Raw genomic sequence first — 15655 nt, 5'->3', positions numbered from 1 at the left:
GATGTCGTAATGACATCATGCAAATCCGGAAAGTTTCAGTTCGTACAAAAAAGCCCTGTTCATGACGGTTACACACATGTTTCAAACTATTGCGAAAACGCACCAGTTTCGTTTTTTGATGTCAGATATTTCGTCATTCAGTGAAAGCTGAATGCCGCCCCCCAGCGTCGCTGGAGGTGCTCTTCCGCGGTCCAGGAGGCCGCCATGTATCGACGACTGCTGCTCAGCGCTTTACTCGGTCTGACCCTTTCCGCTTGTGTGCCCTACTACGATGGAGGCCAGAGCTACTACCGTTCCGAGGTCTACACCTCACCGGCGCCGGCTTATTACTATGGCGGCGGCACGGCGTATCAATATCGCCGTGATTACTACCCGTCGCCGCGTTACTACGCTCCGGCACCGCGTTACTACTCGGCACCGCGTTATTACCAGCCGGCGCCTCGCTATTACCCGTCAGGGCCAAGGGCCGGTTACCGGCCTTACCCGAACCAGGGCTGGGGGGATCGTTGGAACAATGGCGGGCATGGACGCGGTGGCGATCATGACCGTGGAGGTGGCCGCGGCGGTCACCGTTGACCGGCCTGTATGACAAGCGGCGCATGAAGCGCCGCTTTTTCATGGGCGCAAAACCTCAGTAATCGGACAAGTCCGCCAGCGGGTGCCGGCCTTCCCACGCCTTGGTGAAGTGCGCCTGCACAACGGCGTCCGGGACCGTATTGATGTCCGGCCAATGCCAATGGGGCTTCTGGTCCTTGTCGATCAACCGCGCGCGCACCCCTTCGCTGAATTCCGGATGGCGGCAGCAGTTCAGGCTCAGGGTGTATTCCATCTGGAACACCTCGGCCAGGGACAGATGGCGGGCCCGCTGGATCTGTTCCCACACCAGGTGTGCGGTCAGCGGGCAGCCTTCGCTCAGCGTCTTGCCGGCGCGGTTGAACAGCGGGTCGGCGTGGTCGCGCAGCGGGCTCAAGGCGCGCCAGGCGCTGCGCACATCGCCGACGTCCAGCCATTCGTCGATCTGTGCCCGGCGCGGCAGCCATTGCGCCTCGGGTTGCTGGGCCACGGCTTCCTGGGCCAGGGCCTTGAACAGGCTGTTGAGCTGTATCGCGGTCTGCTCCTGCCAGTTCAGTTGCAGCAGGCCATCGAGCAACTCGTCTTGTTGATCGTCGCGCAGGAAACGGTCGGCCAGGCCCAGGTCCAGGGCGTCACGGCCGTTGATATGGGCACCGGTAAGGCCAAGGAATAAGCCCAGCTTGCCCGGCAGGCGCGACAGGAACCAACTGGCGCCCACGTCCGGGTACAGGCCGATGCTGATCTCGGGCATGGCCAGGCGGCTGCTCGGCGTGACAATCCGTATGGCCGCACTTTGCAGCAGGCCCATGCCCCCGCCCAGCACGTAGCCGTGGCCCCAGCAGATCAGTGGTTTAGGGTAAGTGTGCAAGCGGTAGTCGAGACGATATTCCGCAGCAAAAAACTGTGCGGCCAGGGCCGGCACTTCACCCGGCTGCTCGCGGCAGGCCTGGGCCAGGCTGCGCACTTCGCCCCCGGCGCAAAACGCCTTGGGCCCGTTGCCACGCAGCAGCACACAGACGATGTTCGGGTCTTTGGCCCAGGCCTCCAGGCGATCAGTCAGGGCCAGGATCATCGGCAAAGAGAGGGCATTGAGGGACTTTTCAGCGTCGAGGCTGGCGATGCCGACGCGGGCGCCGCCGCTGCCGGTCAGTTCTTCGAAGTGCAGATTCATCGTGACCTCAATCGAGAAGGTGAAGGATCAGTATGATCGCTTCGTGGGAAAGTGCCGGTGGTGTGTCAGATCAATTGACAAGCAGGGCCGGCTTTCCTAGGGTTCGCCTCATTCTTTTCTACAAGACATTTCAACTATGACCGAAGGCGACCGTATCAAACTCGAACCCAGCTGGAAACACGCCCTGCGTGATGAGTTCGATAAGCCCTACATGGGCCAGTTGCGCGAGTTCCTGCGCCAGGAACATGCCGCCGGCAAAGAGATCTACCCGCCCGGCCCGCTGATCTTCAATGCGCTTAACTCAACGCCGCTGGACAAGGTCAAGGTGGTGATCCTCGGCCAGGACCCGTACCACGGCCCCGGCCAGGCCCACGGTTTGTGCTTCTCGGTACAACCGGGCGTGCCGGCGCCGCCGTCCCTGGTCAATATCTACAAAGAGCTCAAGCGCGACCTGAACATCGACATCCCCAACCACGGCTGCCTGCAGAGCTGGGCCGACCAGGGCGTGTTGCTGCTCAACACCACCATGACCGTGGAACGCGCCAACGCCAATGCCCATGCGGGCAAGGGCTGGCAGTTCTTTACCGATCGGATTATCGAGGTGGTCAGCGAGCACCAGCCGCACCTGGTGTTCCTGTTGTGGGGCGCCCATGCCCAGGGCAAGCAGAAGCTGGTCGATGCCACCAAGCATTTGGTGCTGACGTCGGTGCATCCGTCGCCGTTGTCGGCGTACCGGGGGTTCCTGGGGTGCGGGCATTTCAGCCGCACCAACAAGTTTCTTGAGCAGAACGGCGAAACGCCGATTGAGTGGCGGTTGCCGCCGCTCTAAGGCCAGGCACAGTTCAACCTGTGCCGAAGGTTTAGATTTTTTCCGGCTGACGGTTCCAATGCCGAAACAACGGCTCCGCCAGGAACAGCACAAACAACAAGCGCATCACCTGCATCGCCGTCACCAACGGCACCGACAGTTGCAGGGTCTCGGCCGTAAGGCTCATCTCGGCAATCCCGCCGGGCATCATGCCCAGGGTCAGCGAGCGCAGGTCCAGGTGGGTGAGGGCGCTCAAGCCCACCGCCGCCAACGTTGCCAGCGCCATGGTCAAGGCCGTGCCGATCAAGGTGCGGCCCATGAACGATGGTGCTCGACGAAAGAACTGCCGATTGAAGTGGCAGCCCAACCCGCTGCCGATCAACCACTGGCCGATCTGGCTGCCGCCGTCGGGCAGGCCGATATGCAGGTCCCACACCACGCTGGCCGTCGCACTGACCAGCAAGGGGCCGAACAACCACGGGTTAGGCTGGCGCAAGCGCTGCCATCCCCAGGCCACCAGTGCACCGAGTGGAAACAGCAGCGCCAGCCACACCCAACTGACCGGCGCCGGATGAAACTGCGGCGCACCGCCGCCCAACAGATACTTGAAGATCGCCGGCACACACAGCACCACCACCAGCACACGCAGGCTTTGCCCTGCCGCCACACGGCTGAGTACCGCGCCATTGCGCGAGCCGAGGTTGACCATCTCCCCGGAACCGCCCGGCATGCTCGAGAAAAACGCGGTGGCGCGGTCTTCGCCACTGCGGCGCATCAACCACACGCCGACCACGCTCGACAGGCTGGTGACCAACGCACCGAAGAAAATCAGGCCGAAATGGCTCATTACCTGTTCGATTACCACGGGGGTGAAGTGCAGGCCGATGCCGATGCCCACCACCCATTGGCCGCATTTGCGCCCGCCGGGAATCTCCGCCAACTGCCAGGGCGTTAGGCAACGCACGAGGATGATCGCCAGTAAGGAGCCGACCATGTACGGCAAAGGCCAGCCGACCAGGCTGGCCAGGTAACCGCCGGCCAGGCCGACCAGCGGTGTTCCCCACCAATGTTTAAAGGTGACCTCAGACATCGGCCACGGCACGACGCTGCAGGGCACGTTTGCGGTAGATGCGCACCAGCGGGAACGCCAGCATCAACGCGGTCAGTACCCACACCCCGAAGGTGATCGGGCTTGACCAGAGAATCTGCAGGTCACCGTTGGAAATCGACAGCGCGCGGCGCAGGTTCTGCTCCATCAGGCCGCCGAGGATAAAGCCCAGCAGCACCGGCGACAGCGGGAAGTCCAGCTTGCGCAGGATGTAGCCGAAGATGCCGATGCCGACCATCAGGAACAGGTCGAAGGTGGTGGCGTGCACCGCGTACACACCGATCGCGGTGATGATCGCGATCACCGGCACCAGCGCCCAGTTCGGCACGGCGAGGATGCGCGTGAAGATGCGGATCATCGGGATGTTGAGGATCACCAGCATGATGTTGGCGATAAACAACGAGGCGATCAGGCCCCAGACGATGTCCGGTTGCTGTTGGAACAGCAGCGGGCCGGGGGTGATGTTGTACAGCGACAGGGCGCCGATCATCACGGCGGTGGTGCCCGACCCGGGAACGCCGAGGGTCAGCATCGGCACCAAGGCACCGCAGGCGGACGCGCCGATGGCGGTTTCCGGTGCCGCCAGGCCGCGCATGTCGCCCTGGCCGAATTTGCCGCTGGCACCGGCCAGGCGTTTCTCGGTCATGTAGGCCACGGCCGAGGCCAGGGTCGCGCCCGCGCCGGGCAGCACGCCCATGATGAAACCGAGCAGGCCGCAACGAATGTTCACCACGAACACCGAACCTGCTTCCTTCAGGTTGAACATCATCCGCCCGGTGGCTTTCACCGCTTCCTGGCCACGGTGGGTTTTTTCCAGCAGCAACAGGATCTCGCTGATGGAGAACAAGCCCAATACCAACACCACAAACTGGATGCCGTCGGTGAGGTGGATGTTATCGCCGGTGAACCGGTACACGCCGCTGTTGGCATCGATGCCCACTGCCGAGAGGAACAGGCCGATCAGCGCCGCCACGAAGGTTTTCAGCGGTTTGTCACCGGCCATGCCGCCCAGGCAGACAATCGCGAACACCATCAGCACGAAATATTCCGCCGGGCCGAAGGCAATCGCCCATTTGGCCAGCAGCGGCGCGAACAGCACCATGCCGCAGGTGGCGATAAACGCGCCGATGAACGAACTCCACGCGGACAACGACAGCGCCACGCCGGCCAGGCCTTTGCGGGCCATCGGGTAGCCGTCGAGGGTGGTCATTACGGTGGAGGCTTCGCCCGGGATGTTCAGCAGGATCGAGCTGATACGCCCGCCGTATTCGCAGCCCAGGTACACGGCCGCCAGCAGGATCAGTGCCGATTCCGGCGGCAGGCCCAGGGCAAACGCGATGGGGATCAACAGCGCCACGCCGTTGATCGGGCCCAGGCCCGGCAACAGGCCGACCACGGTGCCGATCAGGGTGCCGCACAGGGCGGTCACCAGGTTGTAGGGGGACAGTGCAACGCCGAAGCCCTGGCCCAAATAGCCGAAAGTATCCATATCAGTTCTCCAGAACGTCGAGCAGGCCGAGGGGCAGTGGAACATCCATGGCCTTATCGAACAGCAGATAAAGACCGATGGCCATCAGGCTGACGATCACCACGCTGGGCACCCAGCGCCCGCCATACAGGCGCGCCATGGGGATGCCGATCAGCATGCTGCTGAGGATGAAGCCCAGGGGCTCGAAGGTGCCGGCAAACACGATCAACAGCGCCACGCAGATGCCGATCTTGACCAGGGTCTGGCGGTCCAGCGCGGGTTCTTCTTCGGTGTGCTGGGTGGGTTGCGGGCGGAACAGCATGTAGATCAGCGCCAGGCTCATCAGCCCGAGCATCAGCAATGGGTAGGCGCGGGGCCCTACGGGTTCGTAGGAAAACGACGCCTGGTAGGGCCAGGCCATCAGCGCCAGACCGGCGCAGGCCAGCAGCAGCGCGGCGGCGAATATGCGTTGTAAGAGCATGTTGAACTCCTGGGCCATGCCTGGGGTTCGCCAGGCATGGCCGCGCGACAGAGGGGCGATTACTGGATCAGGCCGAACTCTTTGGCCAGCACTTTGTAGTCAGCCACCTGTTTCTTCACGTAGGTGTCCAGCTCCGGGCCGGTCATGGCGAACGGGAACAGCTCGCGCTGGTCACGCAGCTTGGCGAACTCGTCGGAGGCCAGCAGTTTGTCGAAGGCCTCCTTCCACCAGGCGTAGTCGGCATCGCTGACTTTTGGCCCGAGGTAGAAGCCACGCACCACCGGCCAGACGATGTCGTAGCCTTGCTCTTTGGCGGTCGGAATATTCTTCATTTCCGGCTCGTCCAGGCGCTCCTCGGAGAACACCGCCAGCAGGCGCATGTCACCGCTGAGAATGTGCGGCATGGAGTCGGAGATGTCGGTACTGCCGACCTGGATATGCCCGCCGAGCAGGGCGGTGGCGATTTCACCGCCGCCTTCGAGCGCCACATAGCGCAGCTCGCGCGGGTTGATCCCGGCGGCCTTGGCGATCAGCGCGGTTTGCATCCAGTCCTGGCTGCCGACGGTGCCGCCGGAACCGATCACCACGCTGCCCGGATCTTTCTTCAGGGCTTTGACGAGATCGTCGAGGGTCTTGTAGGGCGAATCGGCTTTAACGGCGATGGCACCGTAGCTGGTACCCACGGCGGCCAGCCAGCGTACGGCGCTCTCATCGAAGCGCCCGAACTTGCCCTGGGCCAGGTTCAGCAGCGAACCGCTGGACCAGGCCACGAGCGTACCGCCGTCCGCAGGACGCTGGGCCACCACGGCGTTGTAGGCCACCGCGCCCACGCCGCCCGGCATGTAGGTCACGCGCATTGGTTTGCTCAGCAGTTTCTCGTTGACCAGCGCGCTTTGCGCCAGTTTGCAGGTCAGGTCAAAACCACCGCCGGGGGAGGCCGGGGCGATGCATTCCGGGCGCTTGGGTTCGTCGGCGGCCAGCAGTTGGCCGGCGAACAGCATGCAGCCGGCGGCGAGGGCCAATTTACGCAATGAAGGGGTCATGGTGATCTCCGTCTTTGTTGTTATGAGTGGCTTACCAGAGCGCAACGCTGTAGCTGACCAGCAGGCGCATTTCATCCGCATCACGGGCTGAATAGTTGGAACGGTAGGTGGCATTGCGCAGGCGCACGGCGACATCCTTGAACGTACCGCTTTGCACCACGTACTTGATCTCGCTGTTGCGTTCCCATTCCTTGCCGGTGTCGCCGTTCCTGAGCTTGATATTGTCACCCGAGAGGTAACGGCTCATGAAACTCAGGCCGGGAATGCCCAGCTTGGCGAAGTCGTAGTCGTAGCGCGCCTGCCAGGAGCGCTCTTCGGCGCCGGCAAAGTCGTTGATCTGCACGAAGTTGACCAGGTACGGGTCGCTGCCATCCACGTACGGAAAGGCACTGTCGCCGGACATATGCTGGTAGCCGGCGCTGAGCTTATGGCCATTGAGGGCATAGCTGAACAGGCCGTTGAGGGAGGTGTTGTCGATCTTGCCGCCACGGGCTGCGCCTGCGTCATCGCTGATCGCCAGGCGCAGGTCGGTGGCGAAGGTGCCGGGGCCCATCGGGCGCGCGGCGACCAGGCCGAGGAAGTGCTGGCGGTACACGTCGTCGAGTTGGGCGAAGTGGTAGCTGCCGGTGATCTTGTCGGCGAACTTGTAGTCGACCCCGCCGAAGTTGAAATGCTTGCCGGTGGCACCGCTGAGGAAGCGGCTGTTCTTGTTGTTGAGGGCGATGTCCTCGTAGTTGCTGTCGTCGCGGTCCTTGGCCTTGTCGAGGCGGCCGCCGGTGAAGACCAGGTTCTTGAATTCCTTGGAGGTGACCAGGCCACCGTTGAAGGTCTGCGGCAGGATGCGCCCGTCATTGGGCTTGAGGATCGGCAGCTCAGGCATCAGCGAGCCGATCTTGAGCTCGGTGGCGGAAATCTTCACTTTGCCGGTCAGGCCCAGCTTGGAGTACTCATTGGCGGCGCGGCCATCGTCGTGGGTGGGCAGCAGGCCGGTGCCGGTGCGGTCGGGGCTGGAGTCGAGCTTGACGCCGAGCATGCCCAGCGCATCCACGCCAAAGCCGACGGTGCCGTCGGTGTAGCCCGATTGCAGGTTGAGCATGAAGCCCTGGGCCCACTCGTCGCGCTTGGACTGCTGGGCGCTGGTGCCGTCGCGAAAGTCGCGGTTGAAGTACATGTTGCGGGTTTCCAGGGTCGCGCTGCTGTCTTCGAAGAAGGCAGCCTGGCCAAGCGGCGAAAAGCCGGCAAGGGCAGCGGCACTGGCAAGGGCGGTGTGGGTCAGGCGGGAAATACGAACAGGCGGGCAAGCCTGTGGCTGTGTCGACAGCATCGTGGTGCACTCCGTTATTGTTCTTATTTTGGCGAAAACGCTTCGAGGCGTTTTTCGGGCGCGACCCATCAGGTCGCTCGGCAGGCAGGACCTACCGTGGCTGGATGCTAAAGGGCGAAGCTTTCACTAACCTTTCAGCTGCCTTTCAATGTTTTCAGGCTTCACAGGGCAGTCGGCGCCTGTAAACTGCCCGGCAAAGCGTGGCGCCGACCACGTCCGAATAAGGTGGAAATCCATGCGTGTCCTTCTGGTTGAAGACCATCTGCAACTCGCCGAAAGCGTCGCCCAAGCGCTCAAGAGCACAGGTTTGACCGTTGACGTATTGCATGACGGCGTGGCCGCCGACCTGGCCTTGGGCAGTGAGGATTACGCGGTCGCCATCCTTGATGTGGGCCTGCCGCGCATGGACGGTTTCGAGGTGCTGGCGCGCTTGCGGGCGCGTGGGAAAAACCTGCCGGTGCTGATGTTGACCGCGCGCAGCGATGTGAAAGACCGCGTGCATGGCCTGAACCTGGGCGCCGATGACTACCTGGCCAAACCGTTCGAACTGACCGAGCTGGAAGCCCGGGTCAAGGCGCTGCTGCGCCGCACCGTATTGGGCGGCGAGCGCCAGCAGGCCTGCGGGGTGCTGGTCTATGACCTCGACACCCGACGTTTCACGGTGGGCGGCGAGTTGATGACGTTGACTTCCCGCGAGCAAGCCGTGCTTGAAGCGCTGATTGCCCGCCCAGGCCGGGTGATGAGCAAGGAGCAACTGGCTTCCCAGGTGTTCGGCCTGGACGAAGAGGCCAGCCCCGACGCCATCGAAATCTACGTGCACCGCCTGCGCAAGAAGCTCGATGGCCAACCCATCGCTATCGTGACGTTCCGCGGTCTCGGCTACCTGCTGGAAGCCCGCGATGCATAAGCCCAGCAGTCTGCGCTGGCGCCTGCTGTGGAACCTGGCGCTGCTGCTGGTGCTGTTGATGCTCGCCAGTGGCATGAGTGCCTACTGGAACGGTCGCGAAGCGGCCGACACCGCCTATGACCGCACGCTGCTGGCCTCGGCGCGTACCATCGCCGCCGGCCTGACCCAGGTGGACGGTACCCTCAGCGCCAACGTGCCCTATGTCGCCCTCGACACCTTTGCCTACGACAGCGCCGGGCGCATCTACTATCAGGTCAATGACATTGATCAGAAGCTGATTTCCGGCTACGAAAACCTCCCCGGCCCGCCCCCCGGCACACCGCGCACCGACGACTACCCGGCGCTGGCGCGCTTCTACAACGCCAAGTACCAGGGCCAGGAAGTGCGGGTGGTCAGCCTGCTGAAGGCGGTCTCCGAACCGAACATGAACGGCATGGCGGAAATCCGCGTGGCCGAAACCGATGAGGCACGGGTGAGCATGGCCCGCAGCCTGATGGCTGACACCTTGCTGCGCCTGGGCATGCTCGCCATTGGCGCCTTGTTGCTGGTGTGGTTTGCCGTCAGCGCCGCCTTGCGCCCGCTGGAGCGCCTGCGCACGGCGGTGGAAGAGCGCCAGCCCGACGACTTGCGGCCGTTGCCGTTGGTGGAGGTTCAGCATGAGTTCGGCCCGCTGGTGCGTTCCCTCAACCACTTCACCGAACGCCTGCGCGGCCAGTTCGAGCGTCAGGCGCAGTTTATTGCCGATGCATCCCATGAACTGCGTACCCCGTTGGCGGCGCTCAAGGCGCGCCTGGAGCTGGGCCTGCGCGCCGAAGATCCCGCAACCTGGCGCAGTACCCTGGAGACCGCCGCCCAAGGCACCGATCGGTTGACCCACCTGGCCAATCAGTTGCTGTCCCTGGCGCGCATCGAAAACGGTGCCCGGGCGATTGCCGAAGGCGGCGCGCAGTTGCTCGACCTCAGCCAATTGGCCCGTGAACTGGGCATGGCCATGGCGCCGTTGGCCCATGCGCGCGGCGTGGCACTGGCGCTGGAGGCGGATGAACCGGTGTGGTTGCGTGGCGAGCCGACGCTGCTCAACGAGCTGTTGAGCAACCTGGTGGACAACGCCCTGGCGCACACGCCACCGGGCGGCAACGTGATCCTGCGGGTCACGGCGCCGGCGGTACTGGAGGTGGAAGATGATGGCCCGGGTATTCCGCAGGATGAGCGCGACCGGGTGTTCGAGCGCTTCTACCGCCGTAGCCAGCAAGGCATGGGCTCAGGCCTGGGGTTGGCGATCGTGGGCGAAATCTGTCGTGCGCATCTGGCCCAGATCAGCCTGCATGACGGCGAGCACGCGGGGTTGAAGGTGCGGGTGAGTTTTATCGCCGGTTGATCAATCGAACATGGCGCGCGCTTCATCCAGCTCTGCGCGCAGTTTTTCGCTGTAGGGATCAACCCGCAGTTTTTTCATCGCAGGCACGCTGGAGACGTCCACCTTGGCCAGGGGGTGATCGGTGCCGTGATGGCAATACAGCATGGCAATCTGCACTACGTCGATGTAGTCGAGGCAGGCTGAGTCCCGCTCCAGGTTCAGGTACTGGCCCGGCAGTTTCGCCAGCATTTCCGGGAAGTCCCAGCCACTCAGCAACTTGTCGCCCAGCACCGGGTGGATGCTGTCGATCACGTGGTTGAGGCTGACCGGATCCGACAGCAGCTCGTAGTGGTCTTCGGCGTAGGTCAGGATCGGCAGCACGCCGATCTGGTGCACCAGGCCGCCCAGCGCTGCCTGGTCCGGCTTGAGCTGGCTGTGGTTGCGGCACAGGGCGTAGCTTACACCTGCCACTTCCAGGCTGCGGCGCCACACATCGCGCATTTTCTGTTCGACCACTTCGGAACGGGCGTGGAAGATCTGTTCCATCACCAGGCCGATGGCCAGGTTGCTGCTGTAGTTGGTGCCCAGCCGGGTGATGGCGGTGTGCAGGTCGGTGACTTCCTGGGTGGCGCGCAACAGCGGGCTGTTGACCACTTTGATCAGGCGCGCCGACAACGCAGTGTCGCGGCCGATCACTTTACTCAAGTGGCTGATGCTGATTTCCGGGTCTTCAGCGGCCTGACGGATGTTCAGGGCCACTTCCGGCAATGTCGGCAGAACCAGGTCATCGTTGTCGATGGCCTTAACCAACGCCTGTTGGACTTTTTCCGCCAGTTTGTTCATTCATGCTCTCTAGGGTGTTGCAGGAAAATACGGCGACTAACGCTGGATCTCACGATCGCGGTCAAGGGTGTAAGGCAGGTCAAGCAGTTGCAAACCGGGGCCTTCCAGTGTGCCTAGGTGCACATCGCCACTATCGGCAGCTTCGGCTTGCAATACCGCCAGAAGTTCAATCACCTGGTCAGCTTTTGCTGCAATCACCACTTCGCCGATCGAGCTGTTGTGGCTGGGGGAAAACAACGGGGTGCCTGGCTCGGGCATTTGCGCCGCGTTCAAGCTCAAGCGGTACAGGCGACGCTTGAGTTTGCCCAGGTACTGCATGCGCGCGACGATTTCCTGGCCGGTGTAGCAGCCTTTCTTGAAGCTGACGCCGCCCACGGCCTGCAGGTTGAGCATCTGCGGGATGAACAGTTCGCGAGTCTGGGGCATGACCTGGCCGATACCGGCGCGGATCTGGCCCAGTAGCCAGTGATTCAAGTCGGTTTGTGTCAACTGTGCGGCCAATTGGCCGCGCACGCCGTCGGCTTGCTCGGCCGGTACCCAGAGTTCGGCGCGGGCGGGGGACACGCGGACGGCGATCAGGTGTTCGGTACGGGCAACGCTGTCCGTTTCGGTGGGCAGCTCAAGGCCAAGGCCGGTCAGCGCCTGATCGCCATCGATCACACCGAAACGCACCCAGGCGGCGCTTTCGTCGGTGAGCTTGGACTTGGAGAACACCGCATATTTCTTCAGGTCCGCCAGTTGCGGTTCGAGCAGTTCGCTGGCCATGGCCAGGAGTACGCCGTCGCCCTGCAACAGGATGCGGAAGCTCGACTGCATGCGGCCTTTTTGCGTGCAGCGCGCACCGAGGCTGGCCTGGGTGTCGCTCAGGTAATTGAGGTTGCAGGTGAGTTGTCCCTGCAGGAACTTGGCAGCGTCGGAGCCGCGGACGGCGAGAACGCCTTCGTGGGACAGGGGGCAGAAGAAAGCAGAGTCAGCCATGGGTCATCGCAGGTCAAAAAGTCATGGGTGCATCATAGAGGGGCGCCCGGCAAATGGATAGTTTCCGTAGGGGGCGACCAAAGCCGACTGTTCCGGTGCCGTCGGGCCTGTATACTTGCGCTCTATTTGAGGAGCGCTCCATGGTCGAAGATGTAGAAATCAATCGTCTCTACTGGCACAGCCGTCGTGGCATGCTTGAGCTTGATGTGTTGCTGGTGCCTTTTACCAAAGAGGTGTATGCGACGCTCAATAAGGAAGATCGCGATCTCTACGTCAGGCTGCTGACTTGCGAAGATCAGGACATGTTCGGCTGGTTCATGGAGCGGGCCGAATCCGAAGATCCTGAACTGCAGCGCATGGTCCGGATGATCCTGGATCGTGTCCAGCCCAAGTAATCGTTTTGAATGCTGCTGGCAGGCCTCACGGCTGCTGCTGGCGGCGTATCTCCTTGCCCAGCTGTTCGCGCTGGGTGCGCTGATGGTCCTCGACTCTCCCTTTGCCGTCCTCGGCGTGCTGGCGTGCCTGGCCCAGGCTGCCTGGGTATTGCCGCGTTATGTCCTGCTGACTCACCGTTCGTCGATTCGTGGCCTGCGACGGGATGAAGAGGGCTGGCAATTATTCAGCGGTGAGCGCGGCTGGCATCGCGTGCAGCTGCGCCCCGACAGCCTGGCGTTGCCGCTGATTGTGGTGTTGCGCTATCGCGTACCGGGGGAATGGCGGGTTCGCTCGGTCTGCGTGCCGACGGATTCGCAGGCCGCCGATGTGCACCGGCGCCTGCGGGTTCGCTTGAAGTTCAGCCGCCGTAGGTGGTTGGCACCAGAATAGTGTCGCGGGCCTCGGGCAACATCTGCGGGTAGTCGAGGGTGTAGTGCAGGCCCCGGCTTTCCTTGCGTTCCATGGCCGAACGGATCATCAACTCCGCGACTTGGGCCAGGTTGCGCAGTTCGATCAGGTCACGGCTGACCTTATAGTTGCTGTAGAACTCGACCTTATGAGGCTAAACCCAATGGATACAGGGGTTTCAGCCGATGATCGTCAACCACCGCTCCCAAACTGGGACAAACCTGTTACAAACTGCGCTCGCCAAGCCGTACCACTATCGCCGGTCTGGTCGCTATTACCTTCGCCTTCGCCCTCAAGGAACCGTTAAGGGCTTCTTCACGCTGTCACTCAGGACTACCGACAAGGCCACCGCAATGACCATCTCCGACGACATTCTCTCGACTCTCAAGGCTTACCACTTGGACAACCCTGAGGCGTCATGGGACGAACTCCGTGAGCGCCTTATAGACATCGCTGAGTACAACCTGACGATGGCACACGGTGACAGCTCACTGGTCGCTTACGAGATGATCAATGATGAGCATCACTTGGCGCTCCGTAAGGCGTCCGCACAGCTGCCCCTGAGCGTCAACCAGCAACGTGCAGTGAGTAAGGCACTGGAGATCCTTGAGGCATCACAGGAGCGTATGCGGGGACGGTCGGGAAAGCTGGCCGAGATCGTTAAGGACCTCAATGGTGAACCTTGTGGCACGTCTGTAGCCCCTTGCCTGTCCCTATCTGTAAGCGCTTCCTCAGGTCTGACCTTCAAGTCCCTCTCCGCGCTCTATATGGCCGAGCAAAAGGACAACGTACAGGCCAGCACTATGAGAGATGTAAAGTCGTCTTGTGCGGCTATCAGCGCTGTATTGGGAGACCTCGACCTTAAAGGGCACACTCGGGCTGACATGGTGGCGCTCAAGGCAAAGCTCCTTGAGGACCGCAAAGGTTCCACTGTGAACAAGTTACTGACCCGGCTATCAACTGTCATGGATTGGGCTGTTCATAATGGCTACATCGACAAGGGCTTCGATAAGGGATTGAAGCTATCCAAGGATGCTGACAGCTCCCGTGAGGCGCTCTCTCAGGATCAGGTAAAGGCCCTGATGGCTCACGCTAACTCACTACCAGTAGACGCATGGCAGCGTTGGGCGTTGTCCCTTGGGATCATCACAGGGACTCGTATCGAGGAACTCAGACAGTTGACCAAGGCTGACGTTAAACAGGTCGGCAGCGTGTGGGTCATCGACATCAATAGGAATGACGGCAAGACAGCTAAGACCAAGAATGCTCTCCGTGTTGTGCCACTGACTGATGGTGCCTACGGCTTCGATCTTCAGGCGTTCCTTGAGTTTGTCGATAAGGCTGACTCACGGCTGTTCACACTGGGAGCCGGTCAGTTCTCGAACGTGCTCAATGGGGCCCTTAGGGAGGTCCTGACGTTGAACGCTGATCGGACCCAGACCTTCCATTCGTTGCGTCACTCGCTGGCCGGTGCCTTGAAGGCCGCTGAGGTGCCTGTGGGAACCGCTGAGTCCATCTTGGGGCACGCTTCGGGGTCTATCAGCTATGACCTGTATGGGGCGGGGAGTGCCGTTGAGGTGGGCCGTATGGCTGAGGCGCTGGTAAGTGCGTTTCGTATGGCCGTATGATACTACCCAGAGTTGAATTGACTCATCTGTGAGGCACCGCGAGTTATACGAATTTCCAGCGCGGATAGTGTGCGATAGCGGGTGATCGAATTTCATCTCAGGGAAAAATTGCCCGGACCTTTAATCTAAGGAGTGCGACTTAAGATGTTGAGGGCATTTGATAAATTACTTATCGTTTTGGCGAGTGCTTTACTTTTGTTTGTTAGCTTCTCTGCGTCTGCCGATAAGGGCTGGATAAAACTCGTTTCAGCAGAAGACGGTTCAACTTGGGAAGCTATGCCAGGATCGTTTGAATTTTCACAAAATAAAAGTGATGTTCCTATTGCCGTGTTGGCAGGTAGAGCCATTAGTGCCAAGCGCAAGAAAATAGAATTGAGTAAGTGGTATGTCACTGCTGGGGATTGCAAGAATAAAATGGGGAAGTTGGTAACCCTCAATGTTAGCGGTGAATATCAGTTTGAAAGTGATTTTATATTTGATAGTGGGAATGTAGCTTCATTTATTGCCAAGTTCATCTGTGATGTTGCAGATCAGAGTATAAAGAATGCTGATGGTAAAAGTTTGTGAGTGTCTCTGTTTGAGAGGGGATTTAAACCCCCCACAATAACCAGAGCGACACCACCCGAAACGTGGCGACCTCTGTGAATGATGCTGTAAGGTCACCTCCAAGGTGGCCCTCTGTGGGTAAGGTGTATCCGGACAGTGGCTCATACCCTTAAGGGGATCGTTGAGTCGCTGAAGTATTGAGTTTGGAATTAACCCTCACGGTCCTGAATGAGATCTGAGGAGTTCGTAAGGGGTTGCCCTTGCGGAATTCACGTAGAGCCGCCCTGTTTTGACTGAGGTTTCTGTTGGTTTGTCAACCGATTTAATTAACCCTCACGTTTAGGAGACGACCATAAGAAATCTTAAGTCCTCCTATAGCTTCCTGGTTTGGCTACTCATAAGTAGCATGTCCAGGCTGCACAATTCCGACCCTTGCTCTCTCATAGAGCTTGGCATGATGACGCCTTCGGGTGGCCTGTAGTCGGAGCAGGCGTGTACTGAAGTAAGCCAGGTGTGTCCTGGTCATAACTGAGTTTGGGGCTCTCAGATTATGCTTCAGTATATAGGGGCTTTTATC

16 protein-coding genes and 1 pseudogene are annotated in these 15655 nt (G+C 61.0%); 8 read left to right on the top strand and 9 right to left on the bottom strand.

Annotated elements, in window-relative coordinates:
* Positions 1-204: 204 nt before the first annotated feature.
* Positions 205-576: a hypothetical protein gene (locus FX984_RS23135; protein ID WP_081744398.1), complete on the top strand. Its 372-nt coding sequence runs from the start codon at positions 205-207 to the stop codon at positions 574-576.
* A 55-nt stretch (positions 577-631) separates the two neighbouring features.
* Here FX984_RS23135 and FX984_RS23130 read toward each other — a convergent pair whose 3' ends face one another.
* Positions 632-1744, bottom strand: coding sequence for an enoyl-CoA hydratase/isomerase family protein (locus tag FX984_RS23130; protein WP_065938877.1), 1113 nt, complete (start codon positions 1742-1744; stop codon positions 632-634).
* 136 nt (positions 1745-1880) lie between these two features.
* Here FX984_RS23130 and ung point away from each other — a divergent pair, with 136 nt between their 5' ends.
* Positions 1881-2573 carry a uracil-DNA glycosylase gene (gene ung, locus FX984_RS23125; RefSeq protein ID WP_027604331.1) on the top strand — a complete coding sequence of 231 codons (693 nt, stop codon included), beginning with the start codon at positions 1881-1883 and terminating at the stop codon, positions 2571-2573.
* 31 nt (positions 2574-2604) lie between these two features.
* Here ung and FX984_RS23120 read toward each other — a convergent pair whose 3' ends face one another.
* From FX984_RS23120 to FX984_RS23100, 5 genes are read right to left on the bottom strand one after another with little or no spacing between them, the layout of a single operon-like run.
* A complete protein-coding gene (locus FX984_RS23120; protein ID WP_027604330.1) occupies positions 2605-3642 on the bottom strand; it encodes an AbrB family transcriptional regulator in 1038 nt (345 codons plus the stop codon).
* Complete coding sequence (locus FX984_RS23115; protein ID WP_027604329.1) at positions 3635-5149, bottom strand: tripartite tricarboxylate transporter permease; 1515 nt, start codon at positions 5147-5149, stop codon at positions 3635-3637. Before FX984_RS23115 ends, FX984_RS23120 begins: the two co-directional genes overlap by 8 nt.
* 1 nt (position 5150) lies before the next feature.
* On the bottom strand, positions 5151-5609 hold the full coding sequence (locus FX984_RS23110) for a tripartite tricarboxylate transporter TctB family protein (protein WP_027604328.1): 459 nt from the start codon (positions 5607-5609) through the stop codon (positions 5151-5153).
* Positions 5610-5668: 59 nt separating this feature from the next.
* Complete coding sequence (locus tag FX984_RS23105; protein WP_027604327.1) at positions 5669-6652, bottom strand: Bug family tripartite tricarboxylate transporter substrate binding protein; 984 nt, start codon at positions 6650-6652, stop codon at positions 5669-5671.
* Positions 6653-6683: 31 nt separating this feature from the next.
* Positions 6684-7976, bottom strand: coding sequence for an OprD family porin (locus FX984_RS23100; RefSeq protein WP_146475788.1), 1293 nt, complete (start codon positions 7974-7976; stop codon positions 6684-6686).
* Between the two features lie 235 nt (positions 7977-8211).
* Between FX984_RS23100 and FX984_RS23095 the strand changes: the two genes are divergently transcribed.
* Together FX984_RS23095 and FX984_RS23090 are read left to right on the top strand one after the other, a co-directional pair.
* Positions 8212-8883: a response regulator gene (locus tag FX984_RS23095; RefSeq protein WP_146475787.1), complete on the top strand. Its 672-nt coding sequence runs from the start codon at positions 8212-8214 to the stop codon at positions 8881-8883.
* On the top strand, positions 8876-10261 hold the full coding sequence (locus FX984_RS23090; RefSeq protein ID WP_027604324.1) for a sensor histidine kinase: 1386 nt from the start codon (positions 8876-8878) through the stop codon (positions 10259-10261). Before FX984_RS23095 ends, FX984_RS23090 begins: the two co-directional genes overlap by 8 nt.
* Here the strand turns inward: FX984_RS23090 and FX984_RS23085 are convergent, their stop codons facing one another.
* Both FX984_RS23085 and ygfZ read right to left on the bottom strand, forming a co-directional pair.
* Positions 10262-11083, bottom strand: a complete 822-nt coding sequence (locus tag FX984_RS23085; protein WP_027604323.1) for an HDOD domain-containing protein — start codon at positions 11081-11083, stop codon at positions 10262-10264.
* Between the two features lie 36 nt (positions 11084-11119).
* On the bottom strand, positions 11120-12061 hold the full coding sequence (gene ygfZ, locus FX984_RS23080) for a CAF17-like 4Fe-4S cluster assembly/insertion protein YgfZ (RefSeq protein WP_027604322.1): 942 nt from the start codon (positions 12059-12061) through the stop codon (positions 11120-11122).
* 140 nt (positions 12062-12201) lie between these two features.
* Here ygfZ and FX984_RS23075 point away from each other — a divergent pair, with 140 nt between their 5' ends.
* Both FX984_RS23075 and FX984_RS23070 read left to right on the top strand, forming a co-directional pair.
* Positions 12202-12456 (top strand): FAD assembly factor SdhE, encoded by a 255-nt coding sequence (locus tag FX984_RS23075; protein ID WP_027604321.1) that lies wholly within the window; start codon positions 12202-12204, stop codon positions 12454-12456.
* Positions 12440-12886 (top strand): protein YgfX, encoded by a 447-nt coding sequence (locus FX984_RS23070; protein WP_146475786.1) that lies wholly within the window; start codon positions 12440-12442, stop codon positions 12884-12886. The genes FX984_RS23075 and FX984_RS23070 overlap by 17 nt, the downstream gene beginning before the upstream one ends.
* Here FX984_RS23070 and FX984_RS23065 read toward each other — a convergent pair.
* Positions 12855-13046, bottom strand: a pseudogene (locus tag FX984_RS23065) (L-aspartate oxidase); the annotation flags it as partial. The gene FX984_RS23070 and the pseudogene FX984_RS23065 sit on opposite strands and share 32 nt — an antisense overlap.
* Positions 13047-13089: 43 nt before the next feature.
* On the opposite strand from FX984_RS23065, the gene FX984_RS23060 reads away from it, so the two are divergent.
* Both FX984_RS23060 and FX984_RS23055 read left to right on the top strand, forming a co-directional pair.
* A complete protein-coding gene (locus FX984_RS23060) occupies positions 13090-14532 on the top strand; it encodes a tyrosine-type recombinase/integrase (protein ID WP_146475785.1) in 1443 nt (480 codons plus the stop codon).
* A gap of 144 nt (positions 14533-14676) precedes the next feature.
* Positions 14677-15099: a hypothetical protein gene (locus FX984_RS23055; RefSeq protein ID WP_108573989.1), complete on the top strand. Its 423-nt coding sequence runs from the start codon at positions 14677-14679 to the stop codon at positions 15097-15099.
* The last annotated feature ends 556 nt before the right edge of the window (positions 15100-15655 follow it).

It is taken from the genome of Pseudomonas marginalis, assembly GCF_008692035.1.
GTDB lineage: Bacteria > Pseudomonadota > Gammaproteobacteria > Pseudomonadales > Pseudomonadaceae > Aquipseudomonas > Aquipseudomonas marginalis.
Note: the sequence above shows the minus strand (reverse complement) of the source record. Positions and strands in the feature narration are given on the sequence as shown.